We start from the raw sequence: 5,380 nt of genomic DNA, 5'->3' as shown, positions 1-5,380 counted from the left end.
AGCACCCAAACGGGAAACCAGACAGGAACAGGACGAGCCCGAACACTACGGCACCGCCATCAACTGGAACGAGTTCCACACACCAGTCAGATACCCCAACACCACACTCTGACCAACACACAACCAAACCCACACACAGAACCTAAAACAACGCGTTTAGTTCCTATAGCCCCTGATGCCGGAGAGACCGTTCTGTATCAGCATAGAGGCTAGATTGGCTGAGCTCTGATAAGGATGCGAAGGGTAAGGAATACGAGCGGTGTCCATCTCAGTTACACCCCTTTAGATAAAAAAGTGCCGCCCTAGTGTGCATATCATATAAATATGATAGAGGCAGTGGCGGCTTCTAACAAGCTTTAATATACTCGGGATATCAGTTAGAAAGCTTCATCAAGATAAAGCTTCACAATATAAACACATTTCTTATCGGATGGTCTTTCTTCTATCATGAGCTACTGCAGATCACCCTTCAATCGGCAAACATAAAACTGGTCGGCTCGGCCGGGGTTGTGGTCATCGGCGGCTGCGCCTTGATGTCTGGCCGCCGCTGTCGCACGCCTGCGGCGTGCTGCTGAAGGGGTTGGAAATGTGGTGTTTGTGCCGCCCCCTTCCATTCTGGCCCGGGCCGCTGCGACTCAAGCCCCGAGCGTCTCCGCCCACACCCCGCTCCGGCCGAGGGGGCCGAACAGCATGCCCCCTCGGCCTCCGGGGGAGTGTTCGGATCCACGCGGGGGCTTGACTCTCCGCTATACCCGGGCCGCCATTCCAGGCGTCGGCACAAACAGTCCCGGCACCAAGGAAAGGAACACCCATGAACACCACAACCACAGTGACCATGCTGCCCATCGACGCCATCAGGCCCAACGACGCCAACCCCCGAAGCGAGATAGGAGACGTGTCGGAGCTGGCCATGAGCATCGCGTCCCAAGGCATACAGCAGGCCCTGGTCGTCACACCGGCGAACCAGGAGGGGCGGCACACCCTGGTCATCGGACACCGGCGGCTGGCGGCCGCCGAGCAGGCCGGCCTTGCAACCGTGCCCTGTATCATCACCGACATGGACGAGCAGACCCAGGCGGAGGTGATGCTGATAGAGAACATACACCGTGACCAGCTCACCGCCCTGGACGAGGCACGCGGATACGCCCACCTCCTGGACCTTGGCGAAGACGTGGACCAGATGGCCAAAGCCACTGGCCGCAGCCGCAGCACCGTGCAGCGACGGCTCAAAATATCGTCCATCGACGACGAGAAAATACTCGCGCTGCCATCCCAGCTGAGCTTCGAGGAATTGGAGACGATAGCCGACTTCCGCGACGACGAAGGCCTGCAAGACCAGCTCATCAAAGCCGCAGGCACCAACAACTGGAACATGACACTGCACCAGGTCCAGGCCAAACGGTCGCTGGACAAGTGGATCGAACAGGCCCAGGAAGCCATCAAGCAGGCCGGGCTGCCCATCGTGCCGCTGACACCATCACAATCCTGGTCTGACCCGGAAGGTTGGCGCACCATCGCCCGATTCTCCCCGGATACCGACCCCGACCCCAAGCAGGCCCTCGACACATGGCTGGAGGAATGGGAAGGCGACAAACCCACGGCCGCCGGACTGCTCGACCGTGGCGGACAGTGGCGCGTCAAAATCACCCTGCTGGAGCCATACACCCAACAGGACCAGGAGGACGAACGCCGGCAAAGAGAGGATGACCTGGCCAGGTGGCAAGCCGAACAAGAAGCCGAAATCGCACCGGCCAAGCAACTGGACACGGCAAGCCACGACCTGCGGCTGGCCTACACGCAACGGCTCATGTCCCTCAAACGCCCCGCCAAAAACCAGTCCCAGGCCCTGTCCATGCTGGTCATCGCCCAAGCGAGCCAACGCACCTGGTGGGTCAGCCGGGACCAGGTGCGGGACACATGGCGCGCCATCGTCCAGGACCAGGAAGCCGAGCTGGCGCAAAAGGCCGACCTTGACGAGAGTCGCCGCACCCAGACGGCCTTCGCCCTGTGCCACGCCATCATGGAGACACAGATCAACCACGAGACCTGGCGCAGCCAAGACGACATAGACGGCCTGCTCAAACCCCTCTACCGTGCCCTCCAAACCGCAGGCTACGCCATCAGCGACGAAGAGCAATCCGGTCTCGACGGCGACCTGGTGCCCCGACCTGAAGAGGAAGACAACGAAGGGAACGAAGATGAAACAGACGACGGCGACCAGGAGGAGGACACCAAAGAGTGAATGAACCCCGCAGCCGGCCCCGCCACCAAGCGGGGCCGGCTGCCGGCGGCGGCGCAGCGATGCCTCGCGCCACCCCACGGGGTGGAATCGGCATCGTCGAACGCCCCGCGTTCGGACAGCCAGACCGCAACGCGAGGAACGCACGACTGGTTTGTATGTGCAATTTGTACTACACTCATGGTCATGGAGATCGAGATAGAGCAATCAGCCCGCAAGCACGGCTGCGCCGACGACGAAATCAGGCACGCGGTCCTCCACTCCATAGGCCACGAATAAATCGAGGGCTACGGCGACGAGATGACGGTGGTCTTCGTCGGCCAGCCACACCCCGGGGCCCTACCCGACAACCTGCTCGAAGTCATCGTCAGCAAATGGCAGGACGGCCAGCTCCACGCCTTCCACGCCATGCCGCTGACCAGCCGGTGGCAACATCTCAGATACCAATAGACACAACCAACAAGGAGCCAGACCATGACCAACACACAGACACCCGCCGACAGGGCAGCACACGCCGAAGCACTCGACCGCATGGCCGACGCCGGCCAATTCACACCCATCGAAGGCACCCGGGTATACCGGGGCTACGACGCCGGCCCCCTGACCGACGACGACCTGCTCTCCATCTTCGCCGGCCGCCCCCGCGACGAACTCAAACAACCCACCAGCAAAACCTGGCAGGTACGCACCACCCCGGCCCTGGACCAATGGGCCGAAGCCGCCGTCAAAACAGAAGGCACCAACCTATCGGCACTGATCCGCCAAGCCACCGCCGAATACCTGGCACACCACTACCCAGGACTCCGAAGCCAGATGGCCTGACCCATCAGGGCAACATCATCAAGGGACCCCTCAACGGGGTCCCTTTTTCCATGCTCGGCTCGGCCGGGGTTGTGGTCATCGGCGGCTGCGCCTTGATGTCTGGCCGCCGCTGTCGCACGCCTGCGGCGTGCTGCTGAAGGGGTTGGGAATGTGGTGTTTGTGCCGCCCCCTTCCATTCTGGCCCGGGCCGCTGCGACTCAAGCCCCGAGCGTCTCCGCCCACACCCCGCTCCGGCCGAGGGGGCCGAACAGCATGCCCCCTCGGCCTCCGGGGGAGTGTTCGGATCCACGCGGGGGCTTGACTCTCCGCTATACCCGGGCCGCCATTCCAGGCGTCGGCACAAACAGTCCCGGCACCAAGGAAAGGAACACCCATGAACACCACAACCAGCCTCCAGGACGACGTCAAGCAACTGAGCCAGGACCCCCAACTCATGCTCACCGCAGGCCGACAGGCCCTCGACAGCATCATGCGCATACTCGACGGCACCCACCAGCCCGAAGCCATAGGACACGACCGGCTCACCCGCATGGCCGCGCTGATAGAAACCTCACTGCCGCACCGCGACGCGCTCCTGGTCGCCGCCATCAACCCCGACACCACCCGAGACGACCTGACCACCATCACCGAACAACCCCACGACCCCGCCGCCGTCAAACTCATCTTCACCAGCCTCACCACCTGCTTCGAAGGCCGGACCCCCGTCAACCAGGAACGCGCCGACAGAGCCTACAACCTCTTCGACCAGCTCACCGCCGCCGTCGGCCCCACCCCACACCTCAGCGCCTCCAGAGCCTACCTGGCCTGGGCCGCCCGCGACCCCGACCAAGCCAGCTCATACATGGTCCAAGCCCTCACCCTCGACCGAACCAACAACCTCGCAGCGCTCATCGCCCTGGCCCTCAGTAAGAACATCAACCCCACCGACGACTAACACCACACACAACCAAACCGAAGAGGTCTCCTCCCAAACCAAGGAGGAGACCTCTCCGCGTCCGATGCGTTTCTCCCGCCCCATAAAAGGGGCACTCGAATCCGCTTCATTCCCTAGGAATGATCGTTGTTTAGATTAATCATGCTTGTCTGCAGCATCAACGGCATGAATGACGAGTAGGGAGATGAGAATGGTGAGAACCTCAGTTATCAAAGATGAGAGCGCCATGGCTTCCCACCTGCTGAAGGCCAAGGCCATCAACCCCATGAGAAACACAAAACTCACAACTTCGCTAACAAGCTTCTTCAAGACCTTGTGACTGCTCATGCTAAACAACACATCCACCAACGCATCAGTTATGTAGGTACCAAAGAACCACAACAGAAAGATAACGATGGTACCCAAAACCCCACGCCACCCATGCACCCAGGAACGAACGCCACCGAAAGGGAGCAAGCGATAAGTGACACCAATGCCGACCGCAAAAGGAAAGACAAAACCCAACAACACAGTTCCGAAAAAACCAACACCGGTAATCGCATCCGAAACCGTTACATGGTCTGATCGTCCACGGTCACTCATCGCTCACCCCTCTCTCCATGAATCAGAGGAACAAATCAACCCATGTCGCCGTGTATTCAGCAATATCGTAAGGGATGCCCAGCTGCATCAAACCTGAGACGATAGCGGCATGAGTCCAGACGCCGGTGGCTTCCAGGAAGTCTGCAATCCGACCGGCCCACGGAGCAATCTTGGCAGGAAGCTTGGAACCTCCCCAGCGCAGAAGCTTAATGACAGCTTTCTTGGCGATCGTCGTAGCCCAATTCCTCGATTGGAAGCCATTACCGGCAGTGCCATCATGCATCGAGAATGCATACTCGGTCAGGATGCCAGCACCTTCATAATCACCGTTTTCCCATGCGGTATCCGCTATCTCCAGCACATCCCTCGGAGTCAGCGAATCGGTGACTTGACTCACGATAGATGTCGAAGCGGTATCCACAGGCTCTGCAGCCATCGCCTGACTGGGAACCATGGCGACTCCCATAGACAGCGCAAGTGGAACAGCAACGCTGGCGAGCAACCTACTTTTGATAGTGTTCAGGGCTTTCATCATAAGCCCCTTTCCGTTTGTTGAGTCAATTCATCCTTGATAACCAATAACGAAGTCAGCGGTGTCAGCCATGGCACCTCTGACAACCCAGCTAAAACTGGAATACTGCACTGATAGATAGGCCTAACTATCATTCTTGAGTTATTACATCAACGGTGACAGTAGCACCACCGTTACACCATTATAGGGCTATAGGAACTAAACGCGTTGTTTATGTTGGGGGTTTGGCCTTGTGGCTGTAAGCGTGTTGGGTGGTTGTTAATAGGTCGGG

5 protein-coding genes are annotated in these 5,380 nt (G+C 59.4%); 3 read left to right on the top strand and 2 right to left on the bottom strand.

Annotated features, from left to right (window positions below):
- Window positions 1-811 precede the first annotated feature (811 nt).
- The 3 genes from H3T92_RS08145 (at window position 812) to H3T92_RS08135 (ending at window position 3,995) form a co-directional block, all read left to right on the top strand.
- Window positions 812-2,242: a ParB/RepB/Spo0J family partition protein gene (locus tag H3T92_RS08145; RefSeq protein ID WP_198189888.1), complete on the top strand. Its 1,431-nt coding sequence runs from the start codon at window positions 812-814 to the stop codon at window positions 2,240-2,242.
- A 471-nt stretch (window positions 2,243-2,713) separates the two neighbouring features.
- The gene (locus tag H3T92_RS08140) at window positions 2,714-3,061 is read left to right on the top strand and encodes a hypothetical protein (RefSeq protein WP_015022035.1); all 348 of its coding nucleotides are present in this window, start codon (window positions 2,714-2,716) and stop codon (window positions 3,059-3,061) included.
- A gap of 373 nt (window positions 3,062-3,434) precedes the next feature.
- Window positions 3,435-3,995 carry a hypothetical protein gene (locus tag H3T92_RS08135; RefSeq protein WP_015022034.1) on the top strand — a complete coding sequence of 187 codons (561 nt, stop codon included), beginning with the start codon at window positions 3,435-3,437 and terminating at the stop codon, window positions 3,993-3,995.
- Window positions 3,996-4,130: 135 nt separating this feature from the next.
- On the opposite strand, the gene H3T92_RS08130 is transcribed toward H3T92_RS08135, so the two are convergent.
- Both H3T92_RS08130 and H3T92_RS08125 read right to left on the bottom strand, forming a co-directional pair.
- A complete protein-coding gene (locus H3T92_RS08130) occupies window positions 4,131-4,577 on the bottom strand; it encodes a hypothetical protein (RefSeq protein ID WP_015022033.1) in 447 nt (148 codons plus the stop codon).
- Between the two features lie 22 nt (window positions 4,578-4,599).
- Window positions 4,600-5,112 (bottom strand): hypothetical protein, encoded by a 513-nt coding sequence (locus H3T92_RS08125; protein WP_045925197.1) that lies wholly within the window; start codon window positions 5,110-5,112, stop codon window positions 4,600-4,602.
- Window positions 5,113-5,380 lie beyond the last annotated feature (268 nt).

Origin of the sequence: Bifidobacterium sp. W8112, assembly GCF_016101425.1 — a bacterium.
Classification (GTDB): Bacteria; Actinomycetota; Actinomycetes; order Actinomycetales; family Bifidobacteriaceae; genus Bombiscardovia; species Bombiscardovia apousia.
Note: the sequence above shows the minus strand (reverse complement) of the source record. Positions and strands in the feature narration are given on the sequence as shown.

Bases quoted from the DNA above. Each gene is read 5' to 3' on its own strand.
- H3T92_RS08135 (WP_015022034.1), top strand. From the start codon at position 3,435: ATGAACACCACAACCAGCCTCCAGGACGACGTCAAGCAACTGAGCCAG.
- H3T92_RS08125 (WP_045925197.1), bottom strand. From the start codon at position 5,112: ATGATGAAAGCCCTGAACACTATCAAAAGTAGGTTGCTCGCCAGCGTT.
- H3T92_RS08130 (WP_015022033.1), bottom strand. From the start codon at position 4,577: ATGAGTGACCGTGGACGATCAGACCATGTAACGGTTTCGGATGCGATT.
- H3T92_RS08145 (WP_198189888.1), top strand. From the start codon at position 812: ATGAACACCACAACCACAGTGACCATGCTGCCCATCGACGCCATCAGG.
- H3T92_RS08140 (WP_015022035.1), top strand. From the start codon at position 2,714: ATGACCAACACACAGACACCCGCCGACAGGGCAGCACACGCCGAAGCA.